This is a genomic window from Stappia sp. (genome assembly GCF_048268045.1).
Classification (GTDB): Bacteria; Pseudomonadota; Alphaproteobacteria; order Rhizobiales; family Stappiaceae; genus Stappia.
Map to the genome: position 1 here is coordinate 55205 of NZ_JBLWWG010000003.1, position 16634 is coordinate 71838.

General features: G+C 68.8%; 18 protein-coding genes and 1 riboswitch. Of the genes, 16 read left to right on the forward strand and 2 right to left on the reverse strand.

Features of this window, described 5'->3' with window-relative positions:
* Positions 1–15 precede the first annotated feature (15 nt).
* The 11 genes from ACN0WF_RS05360 (at position 16) to ACN0WF_RS05410 (ending at position 9037) form a co-directional block, all read left to right on the forward strand.
* Positions 16–783, forward strand: a complete 768-nt coding sequence (locus ACN0WF_RS05360) for a class I SAM-dependent methyltransferase (protein ID WP_417771767.1) — start codon at positions 16–18, stop codon at positions 781–783.
* Between the two features lie 4 nt (positions 784–787).
* Positions 788–2086, forward strand: a complete 1299-nt coding sequence (locus ACN0WF_RS05365; protein WP_417771768.1) for a diaminopimelate decarboxylase — start codon at positions 788–790, stop codon at positions 2084–2086.
* Between the two features lie 14 nt (positions 2087–2100).
* A riboswitch (TPP riboswitch) is annotated at positions 2101–2203 on the forward strand.
* 121 nt (positions 2204–2324) lie between these two features.
* Entirely contained in the window at positions 2325–3179 is an 855-nt protein-coding gene (thiD, locus tag ACN0WF_RS05370; protein ID WP_417771769.1) for a bifunctional hydroxymethylpyrimidine kinase/phosphomethylpyrimidine kinase, read from the forward strand.
* Positions 3176–4216, forward strand: a complete 1041-nt coding sequence (thiO, locus tag ACN0WF_RS05375) for a glycine oxidase ThiO (RefSeq protein WP_417771770.1) — start codon at positions 3176–3178, stop codon at positions 4214–4216. Before thiD ends, thiO begins: the two co-directional genes overlap by 4 nt.
* A complete protein-coding gene (gene thiS / locus ACN0WF_RS05380) occupies positions 4185–4382 on the forward strand; it encodes a sulfur carrier protein ThiS (protein WP_417771771.1) in 198 nt (65 codons plus the stop codon). The genes thiO and thiS overlap by 32 nt, the downstream gene beginning before the upstream one ends.
* A gap of 3 nt (positions 4383–4385) precedes the next feature.
* Positions 4386–5159, forward strand: a complete 774-nt coding sequence (locus ACN0WF_RS05385) for a thiazole synthase (protein WP_417771772.1) — start codon at positions 4386–4388, stop codon at positions 5157–5159.
* Positions 5156–5806 (forward strand): thiamine phosphate synthase, encoded by a 651-nt coding sequence (locus tag ACN0WF_RS05390; RefSeq protein ID WP_417771773.1) that lies wholly within the window; start codon positions 5156–5158, stop codon positions 5804–5806. Before ACN0WF_RS05385 ends, ACN0WF_RS05390 begins: the two co-directional genes overlap by 4 nt.
* Before the next feature lie 17 nt (positions 5807–5823).
* The gene (locus ACN0WF_RS05395; protein ID WP_417771774.1) at positions 5824–6759 is read left to right on the forward strand and encodes an ABC transporter substrate-binding protein; all 936 of its coding nucleotides are present in this window, start codon (positions 5824–5826) and stop codon (positions 6757–6759) included.
* A gap of 45 nt (positions 6760–6804) precedes the next feature.
* Complete coding sequence (gene tenA, locus ACN0WF_RS05400; RefSeq protein ID WP_417771775.1) at positions 6805–7539, forward strand: thiaminase II; 735 nt, start codon at positions 6805–6807, stop codon at positions 7537–7539.
* Positions 7536–8264 (forward strand): ABC transporter ATP-binding protein, encoded by a 729-nt coding sequence (locus tag ACN0WF_RS05405; RefSeq protein WP_417771776.1) that lies wholly within the window; start codon positions 7536–7538, stop codon positions 8262–8264. The genes tenA and ACN0WF_RS05405 overlap by 4 nt, the downstream gene beginning before the upstream one ends.
* On the forward strand, positions 8261–9037 hold the full coding sequence (locus ACN0WF_RS05410) for an ABC transporter permease (RefSeq protein WP_417771777.1): 777 nt from the start codon (positions 8261–8263) through the stop codon (positions 9035–9037). Before ACN0WF_RS05405 ends, ACN0WF_RS05410 begins: the two co-directional genes overlap by 4 nt.
* A 25-nt stretch (positions 9038–9062) precedes the next feature.
* Here ACN0WF_RS05410 and ACN0WF_RS05415 read toward each other — a convergent pair whose 3' ends face one another.
* Positions 9063–9734 carry a thiamine diphosphokinase gene (locus ACN0WF_RS05415; RefSeq protein ID WP_417771778.1) on the reverse strand — a complete coding sequence of 224 codons (672 nt, stop codon included), beginning with the start codon at positions 9732–9734 and terminating at the stop codon, positions 9063–9065.
* A gap of 116 nt (positions 9735–9850) precedes the next feature.
* On the opposite strand from ACN0WF_RS05415, the gene ACN0WF_RS05420 reads away from it, so the two are divergent.
* A complete protein-coding gene (locus ACN0WF_RS05420; protein ID WP_417771779.1) occupies positions 9851–11194 on the forward strand; it encodes an NAD(P)H-dependent oxidoreductase in 1344 nt (447 codons plus the stop codon).
* Positions 11195–11405: 211 nt separating this feature from the next.
* The gene (locus ACN0WF_RS05425; RefSeq protein WP_417771780.1) at positions 11406–12023 is read left to right on the forward strand and encodes a CoxG family protein; all 618 of its coding nucleotides are present in this window, start codon (positions 11406–11408) and stop codon (positions 12021–12023) included.
* 36 nt (positions 12024–12059) lie between these two features.
* Here the strand turns inward: ACN0WF_RS05425 and ACN0WF_RS05430 are convergent, their stop codons facing one another.
* Entirely contained in the window at positions 12060–12719 is a 660-nt protein-coding gene (locus ACN0WF_RS05430) for a TetR/AcrR family transcriptional regulator (RefSeq protein ID WP_417771781.1), read from the reverse strand.
* A gap of 163 nt (positions 12720–12882) precedes the next feature.
* On the opposite strand from ACN0WF_RS05430, the gene ACN0WF_RS05435 reads away from it, so the two are divergent.
* Genes ACN0WF_RS05435 through ACN0WF_RS05445 form a run of 3 tightly spaced genes read left to right on the forward strand, consistent with a single transcriptional unit; the run spans position 12883 to position 16623 of the window.
* Positions 12883–13758, forward strand: coding sequence for an FAD binding domain-containing protein (locus ACN0WF_RS05435; RefSeq protein WP_417771782.1), 876 nt, complete (start codon positions 12883–12885; stop codon positions 13756–13758).
* Positions 13751–14254 carry a (2Fe-2S)-binding protein gene (locus tag ACN0WF_RS05440; protein ID WP_417771783.1) on the forward strand — a complete coding sequence of 168 codons (504 nt, stop codon included), beginning with the start codon at positions 13751–13753 and terminating at the stop codon, positions 14252–14254. Before ACN0WF_RS05435 ends, ACN0WF_RS05440 begins: the two co-directional genes overlap by 8 nt.
* Positions 14248–16623: a xanthine dehydrogenase family protein molybdopterin-binding subunit gene (locus tag ACN0WF_RS05445; RefSeq protein ID WP_417771784.1), complete on the forward strand. Its 2376-nt coding sequence runs from the start codon at positions 14248–14250 to the stop codon at positions 16621–16623. The genes ACN0WF_RS05440 and ACN0WF_RS05445 overlap by 7 nt, the downstream gene beginning before the upstream one ends.
* Positions 16624–16634: the final 11 nt, after the last annotated feature.

Here is a 16634-nt window from a genome sequence, read left to right on the forward strand (position 1 = left end):
GAAAGGAGCCAACCGATGGCCGAGATGATCACCGACAGCCTGCCCCGGACCCCGGTCCTTGACCGCGTGCACGCCTACTACTGCACCCGGCTCGACGCCCCGGCGGCGCGCCGGCGCACCATTTACGAGATCTGGGAGGCGGGCGAGGCGCATGATGATTCCGTCACCCCCTCGACCTATTGTCCCGACTACCGCGCCCATATCGGGCTCAAGATCGTGTCGCTGACGCAGCCGGGCGCGCGCATTTTCTCCATCGGCTGCGGCAACGCCTTCGTCGAGGCCGATCTGGTCGGCGGCGGGCGCCACGTGCAGGCCATCGACTGCAACCCGGAGGCCGTGGCGCTGGCAACGCGCAAGGGGCTGGAAGCCTTCGTCTCCGACTTCTTCACCCTGCCCGACGGTCATCTGTCGGGTTTCGACGCGATCTATGCCGACGGGCTGCTCGGGCATCTCTACCGGTCCGACACCGGGCTTGCGGATTTCTTCGGCACGCTGCGCCGGCTGGCGCCGAAGCCCGGCGCGTGGCTGATCTTTTCCAACGACGCGCCGCTCGAGACGGGACGCGACGTCGAGCCGCATCGCCGTGTCGCCGATTTCTGGATGCTGTCGCGTGCCAGACTGGTCGCGGAACTGGAGACGGCCGGCTACACGGCGGCGGAGGACTATCACTATCCCTACCTGCGGCCGGTCAGCGGCCTGCGCAACCGCACCATCTGCATCGGCTGCGTGCCCACGGGCTTCCACGCGGGCGGGCACGCGCATCCCTCCGGCGCGGCCGGCTGAGGCGATGCCGGCCGCCCCCGGGTTCGCCGCCCGTCTCGCCGAGGTCGTGCCCACGCTCGCCGAAAGCTATGGAACGCCCTTTCACATCTATGACGAGGCCGGCATCCGCGCCACGCACCGCGCGATGGTCGCGGCCTTCGGTGACTGGCCGGTGACGCAGTATTTTGCCGTCAAGGCACTTCCGAATCCGGCAATCCTTCGCGCCTTGGCGCAGGAAGGAAGTGGCCTCGACTGTTCCTCGCCGGTGGAGCTGCGTCTCGCCGGCGAGGTCGGCGTTTCGGGTGAGGCCATCGTCTTCACCTCCAACAACACGACGCGCGCCGAACTGGCGATGGCGCTGGATCGCGGCGCGCGCATCACCTTCGACGACGCGGCCCATCTGGCACTTGCCACGCAGCTTCCGGCCACGGTCGCCTTCCGCGTCGCCCCGCACGGGGCGGCTGCGACCTCGGCGCTGATGGGGGCGGCCGGCCAGTCGAAGTTCGGCGTTCCCCGCGACCGGCTTGCCGAGGCCTACAGGCTTGCGCTGGCGCGTGGTGCCACCCGGTTCTCCATTCACGGCATGACCTGCGCCAACGAGCTCTCCGTCGCCGTCGCGCTCGCCGCCGCGCGCGATCTGGTCGAGACGGCGCGGGCGGTGGAAGCAGAGACCGGCATCGCGTTCGACAGCGTCAATTTCGGCGGCGGCCTCGGCATTCCCTACCGGCCCGGCGAGACGGCGTTCGATTTTGCCGCCTATGCCGCGGGCCTCGTCGCGCTGCTGCGCGAGGCTTTCCCCGGCCGCCGGCCGCGCATCCTCATGGAATGCGGGCGCTACGTTTCGGGTCCGCACGGGGTGCTTGTCGCCCGTGTCGTCAACCGGCTCGACAAGGGGCGGCTCATCGTCGGGCTCGACGCCTCGATGTCGGCGCTGATGCGGCCGGGCTTCTACAGCGCTGCCTATCATCACGTCACGCTGCCCTTCGCCGAGGCCGGACGCCGGCGGGTCACCGCCGATGTGGTCGGCTCGCTTTGCGAGAACGTCGACCGGTTCGCCGTCGACAGGCAGATCGCCGACCCGCGCGTCGGCGATCTGGTCTGGATCCACGACACCGGCGCTCATGGCGCGGCCATGGGCTTCACCTACAACGGCCGGCTGCGGCCGGCGGAGCTGCTTCTGAAAAACGATGGCCGCGTCGTCGAGATCCGCCGCGCTGAGCGGTTCGAGGACTATGTTGCGACCCTCGCCGACGGCACGCGCACCCTCGCGCGAGCGCCGTCCGCAGGCGTCGCCGCGATCCGTCTTGACGGCATCGCCGTCTGATCCTATCGTCCTGCCACTATTCGTTGGGGTGCCTTTGCCGGCTGAGAGACGCGTTCGCGTCAACCCACTGAACCTGATCCGGGTCATGCCGGCGTAGGGAACGAATGACCGCTTCGCCCAGGTCGGGCGAGCAGGCCACGGCCAGGCCATTTGCACTCCCTTCTTCGTCATGACCCCGAAAACCGCCCTGTGGCGGCGTCGGGCTTTGGTCCGCGCCGTCCGACGCGACGGACGAGACGTGACAAAGCAGATCGAACCGCAAGACAGGCGTGCCGACGCCGCTCCGCCCACGGCCATCGCACTGACCATCGCCGGCTCCGACAGCAGCGGCGGGGCAGGCATCCAGGCGGATCTCAAGGCATTTTCGGCCCTCGGCGTCTATGGTGCCAGCGTGCTCACGGCGGTGACCGCCCAGAACACGCGCGCCGTCACTCATATCCACGACATTCCCCTTGACGTGGTCGAGAGGCAGATCGCCGCCGTGCTCGACGACCTTGACGTCGGCGCGATCAAGATCGGCATGCTGTCCTCGCCGGAGATCGTCGCCTGCGTTGCCCGCGCGCTGGCGTCCTATGCCGGCCCGGTGGTGCTCGATCCGGTGATCGTTTCCAAGTCCGGGGCCAAGCTGTTGCGCGACGAGGCCGTCGCCGCGCTGCGCGAGACGCTGTTGCCGCGCGCCACGCTGGTCACCCCGAACCTGCCTGAAGTGGCCGCCCTTCTCGGCGAGGAACCGGCGAGCGAGGAGACCGGCCGCCTCGAGCAGGGCCGCCGGCTGATGGCGCTCGGGCCTGCCGTGCTGATGAAGGGCGGGCACGCGGACGGCGATGTCTGTGTCGACCTGCTGCTGGCGCCCGGCGCCGCGCCGCTTCGCCTTGCCGCGCCGCGCCTGGCGACGAAGAACACCCACGGCACCGGTTGCACCCTGTCCTCGGCCATCGCCGCCGGCCTGGCGCGCGGCCTGCCGCTCGCCGAGGCCGTGTCGAGCGCGCACGCATGGCTGCATGGGGCGATTGCCGCCGCCGACACACTCGCGGTCGGCTCCGGCCACGGGCCGGTGCATCATTTCTATCGTCTCTGGGGAGCCCGGCCATGACCGACGCCCGTCTGTCCTCTCCGGCCGAAACCGTCTCCGTCATCGGTGGCGGCGTCGTCGGGCTGTGCGTCGCCAGCGCGCTCGCCGAGCGCGGGGCGAAGGTCACCCTGTTCGAGCGCGCGGTGGAGCCGGGGCCGGCCTCCTGTTCCTGGTGGGCCGGCGGCATGCTGGCGCCCTGGTGCGAGGGCGAGAGCGCCGAGGAGCCGGTGGTGCGGCTTGGCGAACAGGCCATCGGCTGGTGGGGCGAGCGCGTCGGCGGCGTGACCCTCGAGGGCTCCCTTGTGGTGGCGCCGGCCCGCGACACGGGCGAGCTGCGTCGCTTCGCGCGGCTTACCTCGCACTTCGAGACGGTCGATGGCGACCGCATCGGCGCGCTTGAGCCGGATCTCGGCGGGCGCTTCCGCGAGGGGCTTTTCTTCGCCGGCGAAGGACATCTGGATCCGCGCCGTGCTCTGGCCGATCTGGCGGCGCGGCTTCCCGGTCTCGGGGTCGAGATGCGCTTCGGTGAGGCGGTCGACCCGGCCGATGCGCCCGGAGACCGGGTTGTCGATTGTCGCGGGCTTGCGGCGCGCGACGAGGTTCCCGGCCTGCGCGGCGTCAAGGGCGAGATGCTGATCGTCCGTTCCGCCGACGTCTCCCTCTCGCGCCCCGTCCGGCTGCTGCATCCGCGCATTCCGCTCTACATCGTGCCGCGCGGCGCGGGTGTCTTCATGATCGGTGCCACCATGATCGAGAGCGACGAGCGCACCCGCATCACCGCCCGCGCCATGATGGAGCTTCTCGGCGGGGCCTATGCGCTGCATCCCGCCTTCGCCGAGGCCGAGATCCTTGAAATCGGCGTCGATGCGCGACCCGCCTTCGCCGACAACCTGCCGCGGCTTCTCGACGACGGCCGCATCCTGCGCGCCGGTGGCACCTATCGCCACGGCTTCCTGCTTGCGCCGGCACTGGCCATGCAGGCGGCCGACCTCTGCCTTGATCCTTCCTCCAGCCCGGAGTTCTTCCATGACCATCATCGTCAACGGCGCTCCGCTTGACCTCGCGCCCGGATCGCTCGCCGCGGTCCTCGAGGCGCTCGACTACGCCGACGCCATCGTCGCGACGGCCGTCAACGGCGAGTTCGTCCCCGCAGAGGAGCGGGCGACGACCCGGGTCCGCGACGGTGATCGTCTCGAGATCCTCGCTCCGATGCAGGGAGGCTGATCCATGCTGACCTTCTACGACACGACCGTCGAGAGCCGGTTGCTGCTCGGCACCGCACTCTATCCCTCGCCCGCGATCATGGCCGAGGCGATCCGCGCCGGCGGGTCCGACATCGTCACGGTCTCGCTGCGGCGCGAATCCGGGTCCTCGCGCTCGGGGCAGGACTTCTGGTCCTTCATCCGCGACCTCGGCGTCAAGGTGCTGCCCAACACCGCCGGCTGCCATTCGGTCAAGGAGGCGGTGACCACGGCTAAGATGGCCCGCGAGGTCTTCGGCACGTCCTGGATCAAGCTCGAGGTCATCAACGACGCCGAGACGCTGGCGCCCGACGTCGTCGGCCTCGTCGAGGCGGCGCGCATCCTGTGTGACGACGGCTTCCAGGTCTTTCCCTATTGCACGGAAGACCTCGGTATCGCCGAGCGGCTGCTTGCCGCCGGTTGCAAGGTCCTGATGCCCTGGGGCGCGCCCATCGGCTCGGCCCGGGGCCTCAACAATGTCTATGGGCTGCGCGCCATGCGCGCCCATTTTCCCGAGGTTCCGCTCGTCGTCGACGCCGGCCTCGGCGTTCCCTCCCATGCGGCCGCCGCCATGGAGCTCGGCTTCGACGCGGTGCTGCTCAACACGGCGGTTGCCAAGGCGGGCGATCCGGTCCGCATGGCGGACGCCTTCGGACGGGCGGTCGCCGCCGGCCGCCTCGCCCGTGAGGCGGTGGCGATGGAGCCGCGCGACATGGCCGCCCCCTCGACCCCGGTTCTCGGAAAGGCCTTTCTCGAATGACCGCCTTCAAGCTCGATCCCTTCTATCCGATCGTCGACAGTGCCGACTGGGTCGAGCGGCTGGTGCCGCTCGGCGTCCGGCTGATCCAGCTTCGCATCAAGGACCGGGACGCCGCCTGGCTGCGCGGCGAGATCCGCCGCGCCGAGGGCTTCGCCGTCCGGCACCGCTGCATGCTGGTCGTCAACGACCACTGGGAGATCGCCATCGACGAGGCCTGCCGCTTCGTCCATCTCGGTCAGGAGGATCTTGCCGATGCCGACCTGGCCGCGATCCGCGCCGCTGGCATTGGCCTCGGCCTGTCGAGTCACGACCATGACGAACTGGAAACGGCGGTCGCCGCCGGTCCCGACTACATCGCGCTCGGGCCCGTCTATCCCACGATCCTGAAGAAGATGAAGTGGGCGCCCCAGGGGCTGGAGCGGATCGGCGAATGGAAGCGGCGGATCGGGGATATCCCGCTCGTCGCCATCGGCGGCATGACCGCCGAGCGCGCCCCCGGCGCCTTCGAGCATGGCGCCGACATCGTTTCCGTGGTCACCGACATCACGCTCAATGCCGATCCCGAGGCGCGCACGCGCCAGTGGATCGAGGTCACCCGGGCGCACGACAAATCGGCGTCCCGGGGCGACAGGATTTCGAAATTCTAGCACGTGAAAGGCCCGAAATGCGCAAGCTCGCCCTTGTTCTCGCCCTGCTCGTCAGCCTGCCGGCCGCCGCCGCCGACAAGATGACCCTGCTTCTCGACTGGTACGTCAACCCGGACCACGGCCCGGTGATCCTGGCCCGGGAACTCGGCTATTTCGCTGATGAAGGCCTCGACGTCGAGATCATCGCCCCGGCCGATCCGTCGGCACCGCCCAAGATGGTCGCTGCTGGCAAGGCCGATCTCGCTGTTTCCTACCAGCCGCAGATCCACCTTCAGGTGGCCGAGGGGCTGCCGCTCAAGCGGGTCGGGACGCTGATCGCCTCGCCGCTCAACTGCTTGATGGTAAAGGACGATGGCCCGATCAAGTCGATCGCCGACCTCAAGGGTCGCAAGATCGGCTATTCGGTCTCCGGCGTCGAGAGCGCCCAGGTGACGGCGCTTCTCAAGCGCCACGGCATGACGGCCGATGACGTCGAGATGATCAACGTCAACTGGTCGCTGGCGCCCGCCGTCATGTCCGGCCAGGTCGACGCGGTGATCGGCGCCTACCGCAACGTCGAGCTGCACCAGATGGAGCTCCAGGGTGTCAAGGGCCGCTGCTTCTTCATCGAGGAGGAAGGTGTCCCCCCCTATGACGAGCTGATCTACGTCGCCAATCCGCAGACGATGGACAAGGATAAGATCGCCCGCTTCCTCGCCGCCACCGAGCGCGCCACCCAGTATATCGTCAACCATCCGCAAGAGAGCTTCGCGCTCTACGCGGCGACCTCTCCGGAGCTCGACGACGAACTCAACAAGCGCTCCTTCGCCGACACCGTGCGCCGCTTCGCCCTGCGCCCGGCCGCCCTCGACTACGGCCGCTATGCCCGCTTCGAGGCCTTCCTCAAGGAGAGCGGCCTGATCGAGACGATCCGCCCGGTTTCCGACATCGCCCTCGACGTATCGGCCCCGTAAGGCGGCACCGCCCGAGGACAACGGACAACGAGGAGAGACCCGCAGATGACGATGACACCCCGCGTTTCGCAGGACTTCGGCCCGGACTTCGGCTCGAGGAGCTTCGCCCTCATGCGCGCCGAGGCCGGCGATGCCTGGCGGGCGTACACCCGCCACGCCTTCGTGGAGCGGCTTGGCGACGGCACGCTGCCGCAGGAGGCGTTCCTGCACTACCTGGTTCAGGACTATGTGTTCCTCTACCACTTTGCCCGCGCCTGGGCGCTCGCGGTCGTCAAGGCCGGTTCGATCGAGGAGGCACGTTTCGCCGCCGGAACGGTCGACGGGTTGCTGAACACCGAGATGAGCCTTCATGTCGAGATCTGCGGCAAGGCCGGCATTGCCGAAACGGCGCTGATCGAGGCGGCCGAGGAACGGGAAAATCTCGCCTACACCCGCTATGTGCTGGACGCGGGCATGTCGGGAGATTTCCTCGACCTGATCGTGGCGCTCTCTCCCTGTGTGCTCGGCTACGGCGAGATCGGCCTCAGGCTCGCCCGCGAGGCGGCCCCCGAAACGCCCTACCGCCAGTGGATCGACACCTATGCCGGCGACGACTATCAGGACATCTGCCGAAAGGTCGCTGCCCTGATCGACGGCGCGACCCGTGCAAGGCTTGGCGACGATCCCACAGCGCTTGCGCGCTGGGCGTCGGTGTCGAAGCGCTTCCGTACCGCGACGGAGCTTGAAATCTCCTTCTGGGACATGGGGTTGCGTGGCGGCGGAAAGGCCGGATCGGCGTGAGCGAAGCCCCGACCCTGCGGCTTTCCGGCGATTTCGATCACGCCGGGAGGCCGCTCTTCTCCGGTCTCGACCTGATGATTTCCGCCGGCGGCTGGACCTGCCTGCTCGGCCCCTCGGGCGTCGGCAAGTCCACCGTTCTGCGGTTGCTTGCCGGGCTCGACACCGGCGGTCGCTTTTCCGGCACGATCACCGCCGACGACAACAAGGCGGTCGCGGGCCGGATCGCCTTCATGGCCCAGACCGATCTGCTCGCGCCCTGGCTCGACGTGCTCGGCAACGTCACTCTCGGTGCCCGCCTGCGCGGCGAACGCGCCGATCTCGAGCGGGCCCGTGCGCTCGTCGAGCGGGTGGGGCTTACCGAACATGCGGCCAAGCTGCCGGCGAGCCTCTCCGGCGGCATGCGTCAGCGGGTGGCGCTGGCCCGCGTGCTCATGGAAGACCGGCCCATCGTGCTTCTCGACGAACCCTTCGCCGCCCTTGACGCACGCACCCGCGCCGAGATGCAGGAGCTTGCCTTCGAGACGCTGGAAGGCCGCACGGTGCTGCTCGTCACCCATGATCCAGCGGAAGCGGTGCGCCTCGGACACCGCATTTTCATCTTGTCCGAACAAGGGCTTGCGGAGGTGGAGGCGCCCGCGCTGTTGCCCATCCGCGCGGTCGAGGCGCCGGAGACGATGGACATGCAGGTCCGGCTTTTCCGGGCGTTGAAGGGGGAAGCGGCATGAGCGGGACACAGGGATTTGCCGGGAGGCTTGGTGACGGGCTCATTGCCGCCGCCGTTGCGCTCGGCGCCTGGCAGGCGATTGTCTGGGCGACCGGCGCACCGGCCTTCATTCTGCCCGGCCCCGTTCGCGTCGCCGAGACGCTCGTCGCCAATGCCGGTCTCATCGCCGATCATGCGACCACCACCATCGCCGAGGTCCTGATCGGTCTCGCCCTTGGCGCCGGGCTCGGGGGGGCGACCGCCCTCTATCTGATGGTCTCGCCTCTGGCGCGGCGCATCGTGCTGCCGATCATGGTCTTCAGCCAGGCGGTCCCGGTCTTCGCGCTCGCTCCGATCCTGACCCTGTGGCTCGGATTCGGCATGATCTCGAAGATCGCCATGGCGCTGCTGATCATCTACTTTCCGGTGGTCTCGACCTTCTACGACGGACTGCGACGCACCGATCCGGGCCTGCTCGATCTTGCCCGCACGATGGGCGCGACGCCGGCCAGGACGCTCTTCTTCCTGAGGCTTCCCGCCGGTCTGCCGGCCTTCGGCTCGGGCCTGCGCCTTGCCGCCGTCTACGCGCCCATCGGCGCTGTCATCGGCGAATGGGTCGGCGCCTCGAAGGGCCTTGGCTACCTGATGCTGCTGGCCAACGGTCAGGTCAAGACGGACCTGATGTTCGCCAGCCTCTTCGTGCTGGCGATCTTCGCCGTGGCGCTCTACGGGGTGGTTTCCTGGCTGACCCGGCGCATGGTCTCCTGGTCGCGGGAAAGCACCGACACGATCTGACGTCGGTCGCGGAGGCAGGTTCGGCTCAGCCTGCTTCCGGCTCGTCCCTGTCGTCCGGCCGCGCCAGCAGGACGCCGATGCCTTCCTCGAGCGTGACGGCGATGGTGTCGCGCTCGCGCGCCACCCGGTTCGACAGGGTCAGCGAGCCGCCCATCGGCACGAACTTGCGTGACAGCGGCCAGCGCACGCCTTCAAGCGTCAGTCCGCTCAGGTCGGTGATGGCGAGTACGGAAAAGAGCGCGCCCGTCTCAAGCGCGATCTCCCGGCGGCCCGGCAGGACCGGCCAGGCCTCCTCGCCGCCGCTGGTCATCAGGACCGGAATCCCGCGCCGCGCCAGGGCCACGCCGTTGAGCACGTTCTGCATGGCGTGGTCGGAGCGCGCGCCCCCCAGCGCGCCGGCGATCACCAGCCCATCCGCGCCGCGCGCCAGCGCCTCTTCGACCGCGATTTCGCCATCGGTCATGTCCTTGGCCGCCGGATAGGCATCGCGCGGCACGTCGGGAAAGGCGGCATGCAGGTCGTCGCTGCTGGAATCGAAGTCGCCGACCCACAGCTCGGGCGTCAGGCCGAGGGTGCGCGCATGGCGAATGCCGTTGTCGGCGGCGATCACCCGCGCGCCTTCGACTTGTCGCGAAAGACGCTGCGTCGGCGTCAATTCGCCGCCGAGCAGGATCAGAAACGGCGCTCGAGGCTGCATGGTCGTTGGCTCTCCCTGCGTGGGGCGGTGTGGTGCGGGGCGTCCCCGGGCGGGCGCGATTGTGCTTGTCATAGCTGTTTTTCATGGCCCATTCTCCGCAAAAAGGGAGGAAAGTCATGAATCTGTCTCGCATGCTCGCGGCCCGCGACACGGCCGGGCGTCCCGTTCGCGTCGCCATCATCGGCGCGGGAAAGTTCGGCTCGATGTATCTGACGCAAGCCCGCCTGACGCGCGGCGTGCATGTCGCCGCGATCATCGATCTCGACCCGGCCCGGGCCCGGCGCACGCTCGCCACCTGCGGCTGGCCGGACGAGCAGTCGACAGCCGGCTCCCTCGACGCGGCGATCGATACCGGCGCGACCCTCGTCACCGACAATCTGGCCGGTGTGCTCGCCGACGGGCGCATCGACGTGGTCATCGAGGCCACCGGCGACCCGGCCGTCGGCATCCGCCACGCGCTCGCCGCCATCGAGGCGGGCAAGCACTTGATCATGGTCAACGTCGAGGCGGATGTGCTCGCCGGTCCGCTGCTGGCGCGCCGCGCCGAGGCTGCCGGTCTCGTTTATTCGCTCGCCTGGGGCGACCAGCCGGCGCTCATCTGCGAGCATGTCGACTGGGCGCGGACCTGTGGTTTCAAGGTTGTCTGCGCCGGCAAGGGCACGCGCTACGTGCCGACCTATCACAAGCTGACACCGGAGACCGTGTGGGACGTGCTGGTCCAGTACCTGGGCATCACCGACCGCAGCCTGATCAACCCGAAGATGTTCAACTCGTTCCTCGATGGCACCAAGTCGGGGATCGAGATGACGGCGGTCTGCAATGCCACCGGCCTGGTCGCGCAGGAGGACGGGCTGTCGTTTCCGCCGGCGAGCCGCTTCGAGCTGTCGAGCGTGCTGCGCCCGCGCGAGGCCGGTGGCACCCTGCCGATCACCGGCACGACCGAGGTCGTGTCCTCGCTCACCCGTGACGGCGCGGACGTTCCCCATCACCTTGCCATGGGCACGTTCGTCGTGATCGAGGCGGAGACCGATTACGCCAGCCGCTGCTTCAGCGAGTATCACATGCTGGAAGACGAGACCGGCCGCTACGCCGCTCTCTATCGGCCGACCCATATGATCGGCATGGAACTCGGCGTGTCGGTGGCCTCCGCGGTGCTGCGCCGGGAGCCGACCGGATCGCCCGTGGGCTTCGTCGCCGATGTGGTGGCGACCGCCAAGCGCGACCTCAAGGCCGGCGAGATGCTCGACGGCGAGGGTGGGGCGACCGTCTGGGGCAAGCAGCAGCCGGCGGCCAGGTCGCTGGCCGGCGGCTGCCTGCCGCTCGGTCTCGCTGCCAACGTCCGGCTCGTGCGGGATGTGGCCGAGGGTGCCATGCTGAGGTGGGACGACGTGGCGATCGACACCACGGAAACCGCCGTTCGCTTCCGCCGCGAGATGGAAGAGACCTTCGCTCCCACCTGAGGCGAAGCTGCCTCTCCGGGGCCGGAAAGGCCGGCCGCGGGCGCCCGCGCCGGCTCGCCGGCGTCGCCCGGCCCGCCCGACCTCGGCCCAACAGCTTGCGCCAGCTCCGGCCGCCTGTCTTGCGTATTAATTTATCGAATGATAAATAACGAAAGACGCACGCGGCCTGATCCGGCGCGGGCGGATGTGTCTTGCGGATGGGGAGGGGACGATGGACCTTTCGGGAGTGTATGAGATCGCCGCGCCGCGGCAGCGGGTTTGGGAAGCGCTGACGGAAGCCGACAGCCTCGCCCGGATCCTGCCCGGCTGCGAGCATCTGGAGGCGACGGGCGAGAACAGCTATGCGGCCGTGGCGAGTGTCAAGGTCGGACCGATCCGCGCGCGCTTTCGCGGCAAGGTGCGGCTGGAGGACATGCTGCACCTGGAGAGCTTTCGCATCGTTGGATCCGGCGATGGCGGTGCCTCCGGACAGGCGAAGGGGGCGGCCGTGATCCGGCTGGAGGAGACCGGGAGCGGAACCCGCATTGCCTATACGGCCGAGACGGTGATGAGCGGCAAGCTCGCCGCGCTGGGCGGCCGGCTTGTCGAAGCGGTTTCGATGCGCAACATCCGGCTGATGATGGAGGCGCTGGAACGGGAGGTCACGGGCGGCGGCGCTCCGGTGACAGCGGGGGCTCCGGCCGTCGGCGTGGCGGGTGGCCTGCCCGCATCAGCGGCCGCGGGCGGGGCGGAACGGCTTCTTCGCGCCATTCTCCTGCAGGCGCGGATCAATGGCGTGCTTCTGGCGCTCGCCGTCCTGCTGCTCGCCGCAGGCCTGCTCGCCGGCTAGCGGCGGGGCGCCGCCAATGGCGTCGGCAGGCCGGCTCTAGCCGTCTGCCGCCGTTTGTGCGGCGAGCATCGCCGGCAGCGCTTTCGGGAAACCTCCGAGAAACGTCTCGATGGCGCTGTCGACCACCGCGTCGACATCGTCCTCGATGGGGATCTCGTAGATCCACTTGCGGATGCCGCGATAGACGAAGGTGCCGTGAAAGGACCATGCAAGGTCTGTCTCGCGGCTGGTCACGGGCACCTCTTCCGGCGTGGGCAGTCCCGCCTCGTGGCGCATTTCCCGGCACAGCGGCTCGATCAGCTTTTCGCGCACCTGCTCCAGATAGCGCCGGTTCAGGCTTTCGCCCTTCATGCCGGCAAGGATCAGGATCCTGAGCCATTCGCGGTTGTCGATGACCCGCGCGTAGTCGCGGTAGATCCGTGACAGCCGGTCGCGCAGGGGCAGCGCGCGGTCGACGAGGATGGTCTGCCAGTCCTCCTTCCAGCGGCCGACGAAGACGTCCTGATAGACCCTCTCGATCAGCGCGTCCTTGCTGGAGAAATAGCGGTAGAGCAGTGGCTGGGTGATGCCGATGCGCTTCGCCAGCTCGCGGGTCTGCCCGCCGAATCCCTGGTCGGCGAAGAAGGAGATCGCCTCGGCGACGATCTGTCTTTCGCGGAGTTCCGGCGAAAGTCGTTTCCTGTCCTTCACATCCATTCTGGTCCGCCCGCTTTTGCCTGTCTGCTTAGCCGCTGCCCGCAGGCGCATCAAGCGACAGAAAATCCATATTGACTCGGGGTCGCGATGATGTTGTTATTTATCAAACGATAAACAAAAAAGCGACCGACAACGGCCGCGAGGAAGCCGCCGGGGGGAGGACATGAAGGCAGCGCCTTTCGATTACGTGCGCGTGTCAAGTTTCGACGAGATCCACGACATCTTCGCCGCCTATGGCGACGATGCGCAGGTGATCGCCGGCGGACAGAGCCTCGTGCCGGCCATGGCGATGCGCATGGCGCGGCCGAAGGTGCTCGTCGACATCGCCGGCCTGCCCGGCCTTGCCGGCATTCGCGAGACGGCGGACTCGATCGAGATTGGCGCGATGACGCGCTATGCCGACCTTCGCGGCTCCGCGCTCGTCGCCCGCCATGCCCCGCTGGTTCACGCGGCCGTGCCGCTGATCGCCCATGAGGCGATCCGCTCGCGCGGCACGCTCGGCGGCAATCTCGTCCATGCCGATCCCGCCTCCGAAATGCCGGCGGTCATGCTGGCGCTCGACGCGACGATCCTCGTCACGGCCCAGGCCGGCGTGCGTGCGGTGCCGGCACAGGACTTCTTCCTCGGCACCTATGCGGTCGACCTGGAGCCTGGCGAGATCGTCTCGGCGATCCGCGTTCCCGCCGCCCGGGTCGAGCAGCGTTGCGGCATCGACGAATTCGCCCGCCGCGCCGGCGATTACGCCGCCGTCGGCGGGGCCTTCCGCATCGATCTGGAGGGGGCACGCATCGCCGGCGCCCGGCTCGCCTTCTTCGCCGTTGCCGACAAGGCGCAGCGGGCGCGCGCCGCCGAGGAGGCGCTCGCCGGCCAGTCGCTCGCCGATCTCGACACCGGCCCCGTGCTCGATGCTCTGGCCGATGACATCGCGCCCACGGCCGATCTTCACAATGGCGTGGCCACCAAGCGCCATCTCATGCGCGTGCTGACCGTGCGCCTTCTTCGCGACATTGCAACCGGGGCCGGACCGACCCATGGATAGTCTCTTTCCCGTTACCCTGACGCTCAACGGCAGAACCGTGACCCATGAGGCGCCACAGCGCATGACGCTGGCCGACTTCCTGCGTCACACGGTGGGGCTGACGGCAACGCATCTGGGGTGTGAGCACGGCGTGTGCGGTGCCTGCACGGTCTATGTCGACGGCCGCATCGCCCGCGCCTGCCTGATGTTCGCCATTCAGGCCGAGGGCTGTGACGTGCGCACCCTCGAAGGGCTTGCCGACGATCCGGCGATGCGGGTGCTGCAGCGCCATTTCCACGAGCGCAACGCCCTGCAATGCGGCTTCTGTACCAGCGGCATGCTGCTGACCGCGCATCAGTATCTGGCCTCGGACGAGACGCCGACGCGCGCGGGCTTGCGCGACTATATCTCGGGCAACTTCTGCCGCTGCACGGGCTATCACGCCATCGTCGACGCGACGCTTGCCGCCGCCGAGGAACTGGCGATGGCGCCGGCCGGGGAGGCCGCGCCGTGCTGAAGCCGCAGGACACCGAAAGCGGGCGCCAGGATTTCGTCGGGCAGCGGGTGCCGCGCGAGAACGCCCGGCGTCTCGCCGAGGGCCGGGGGCGCTATGTCGATGACATCGCCTTCCGCAACCTTGCCCATGTCGCCTTCGTGCGCAGCCCTCATGCCCATGCCCGGATCCTGTCGGTCGACATCGAGGCGGCGCGGGCCCTGCCAGGGGTGATCGACGTCGTCACCGGCGAGGACATGAAGACCATGTGCCGCCCGTGGGTCGGTGTTCTCGGCCATTTTCCGGGGCTGAAGTCGCCCGAGCAATATCCGCTCGCCGTCGGGCGCGCGCTCTGGCACGGGGAGCCGGTCGTCGCGGTTCTCGCCGACAGCCGCGCGCTCGCGGAGGATGGCGCGGACCTTGTCGAGGTCGACTGGGAGGCGTTGCCGGCGCTTGTCGATGCGGAGACGGCACTCGCCCCGCAGACGGCGGTCCTGCACCCTGACCTCGGCGACAATCTTGCCTTCCGCCTCGACCTGCACAAGGGCGAGGTCGAGGCGCCCTTCGCCGGCGCCGCCCATGTGGCGGAGGGTGAGTTCCACTTTGGTCGCCACACCGGGCTGACGCTGGAGCCGCGCTCGATGGTCGCCGACTTCGACCCGTCGCTTCGCCAGCTCACCGTGCATCATTCCACCCAGACGCCCTTCCAGATGCAGGACGTCTTTGCCCGCCACTTCGACCTTGAGGAAGGTCATGTGCGGGTGATCGCGCCGGATGTGGGCGGTTCCTTCGGCCTCAAGCTCCATGTCTACGGCGAGGAGATGGCAGCCTGCGCGCTCGCCATCCGCCACGGCCGTCCGGTCAAGTTCGTGGCCGACCGGCTGGAGGCCTTCCAGACCGACATCCACGCCCGCGACCACCGGGTGAAGGCGCGCATGGCGGTCTCCGCCGAGGGCGAGATCCTGGCCATGGACGTCGACGACCTGACCGGAATCGGGCCTTTCTCGGTCTATCCGCGCACCAGCGCGGTGGAGGGCAACCAGGCGATCCGCCTGATGGGCGGACCCTACCGGATGCCGGCGTACCGCGGTCGCCTCAGCGTCGTCTTCCAGAACAAGACGCCGATGTGCCAGTACCGCGCCGTTGGCCATCCGGTCGCCTGCGCGGTGACCGAGGGGCTCGTCGACCAGGCAGCCCGGGCGCTGGGCATCGACCCGCTCGACATGCGCCGGCGCAATGTGGTGACGCAGGACATGTATCCCCACACCTCGCCGACGGGCTACATCTTCGAGCGCCTGTCGCACGAGGAATGCCACGCCCGTCTCGCTGCGATGATGGACTACGACCGGTTGCGGCGGGAGCAGGCGGAGGCGCGCCGGCGCGGCGTCCATCGCGGCATCGGCTTTGCCACCTTCATCGAGATCACCAACCCCGGGCCGGCCTTCTACGGCGTCGGCGGCGCGCGCATCTCGGCGCAGGACGGCTGCGTGATGAAGATGGAGCCCTCCGGCGACATCCGCGTCATGGTCAGCGTCACGGAGCAGGGCCAGGGTACCGAGACGATCATGGCCCAGATCGCCGCGACCCACCTCGGCGTGCCGCTGGAGCGGGTCAAGGTCTACACCGGCGACACCCAGACGTCTCCCTATGGCGGAGCCACCTGGGCCTCGCGCGGGGCCGGCATCGGCGGCGTCGCGGTGATGAAGACGGCGGCGGCGCTCAAGGACAACCTGCTTGCGGTCGCCGCCACCATCCTGCAGACGCAGGCGGAGGCGCTCGACATCCATGGCGGCGAGGTGGTGACCAGGGCGACCGGCGAGCCACGCCTGCCGCTGAGCGAGCTCGGCCGCATCGCCTACTTCCGGCCCGACACGCTGCCGGCCGGCTTTCATGCCGAGATGACCGCCGCGCGCCACCATGTGCCCCAGGGCTACCCCTTCGCCTTCACCAATGGCGTCCAGGCCTCGTATCTGGAAGTCGATGTCGACACCGGCCAGGTGCGCCTGCTCGATCACTGGGTGGTGGAAGACTGCGGCACGGTGATCAACCCGCTTCTGGTCGACGAGCAGGTGCGCGGCGGCGTCGTGCAGGGCCTCGGCGGGGCACTGTTCGAGGAGTGTCTCTACAGCCCCGAGGGCCAGCTCCTGTGCGGCACCATGGCCGACTATCTGGCACCGATGGCCGCCGAGATGCCCGACATCCACGTGGGGCACGTGGAGACCCCGACCGAAACCTCGCCGCTGGGCGCCAAGGGCGTCGGCGAGGCCGGAACGGCGGCCGCGCCGGCGGCCGTTATGAACGCGATCAACGATGCGCTCGCGCCCTTCGGCGCCAGCGTGTCGCGGATGCCTTTCACGCCCGAGCGCATATTGCAGGCGCTCGGCAAGGTCTGACGCCTCCCCCG

Excerpts from the sequence above, each read along its gene's own strand:
- ACN0WF_RS05440 (WP_417771783.1), top strand. The coding sequence starts at position 13,751 with ATGGATAGTCTCTTTCCCGTTACCCTGACGCTCAACGGCAGAACCGTG.
- ACN0WF_RS05395 (WP_417771774.1), top strand. The coding sequence starts at position 5,824 with ATGCGCAAGCTCGCCCTTGTTCTCGCCCTGCTCGTCAGCCTGCCGGCC.
- thiS (WP_417771771.1), top strand. The coding sequence starts at position 4,185 with ATGACCATCATCGTCAACGGCGCTCCGCTTGACCTCGCGCCCGGATCG.
- ACN0WF_RS05435 (WP_417771782.1), top strand. The coding sequence starts at position 12,883 with ATGAAGGCAGCGCCTTTCGATTACGTGCGCGTGTCAAGTTTCGACGAG.
- ACN0WF_RS05415 (WP_417771778.1), bottom strand. The coding sequence starts at position 9,734 with ATGCAGCCTCGAGCGCCGTTTCTGATCCTGCTCGGCGGCGAATTGACG.
- ACN0WF_RS05430 (WP_417771781.1), bottom strand. The coding sequence starts at position 12,719 with ATGGATGTGAAGGACAGGAAACGACTTTCGCCGGAACTCCGCGAAAGA.
- ACN0WF_RS05425 (WP_417771780.1), top strand. The coding sequence starts at position 11,406 with ATGGACCTTTCGGGAGTGTATGAGATCGCCGCGCCGCGGCAGCGGGTT.
- ACN0WF_RS05390 (WP_417771773.1), top strand. The coding sequence starts at position 5,156 with ATGACCGCCTTCAAGCTCGATCCCTTCTATCCGATCGTCGACAGTGCC.
- ACN0WF_RS05410 (WP_417771777.1), top strand. The coding sequence starts at position 8,261 with ATGAGCGGGACACAGGGATTTGCCGGGAGGCTTGGTGACGGGCTCATT.
- ACN0WF_RS05385 (WP_417771772.1), top strand. The coding sequence starts at position 4,386 with ATGCTGACCTTCTACGACACGACCGTCGAGAGCCGGTTGCTGCTCGGC.
- ACN0WF_RS05420 (WP_417771779.1), top strand. The coding sequence starts at position 9,851 with ATGAATCTGTCTCGCATGCTCGCGGCCCGCGACACGGCCGGGCGTCCC.
- ACN0WF_RS05365 (WP_417771768.1), top strand. The coding sequence starts at position 788 with ATGCCGGCCGCCCCCGGGTTCGCCGCCCGTCTCGCCGAGGTCGTGCCC.
- ACN0WF_RS05360 (WP_417771767.1), top strand. The coding sequence starts at position 16 with ATGGCCGAGATGATCACCGACAGCCTGCCCCGGACCCCGGTCCTTGAC.
- thiO (WP_417771770.1), top strand. The coding sequence starts at position 3,176 with ATGACCGACGCCCGTCTGTCCTCTCCGGCCGAAACCGTCTCCGTCATC.
- tenA (WP_417771775.1), top strand. The coding sequence starts at position 6,805 with ATGACGATGACACCCCGCGTTTCGCAGGACTTCGGCCCGGACTTCGGC.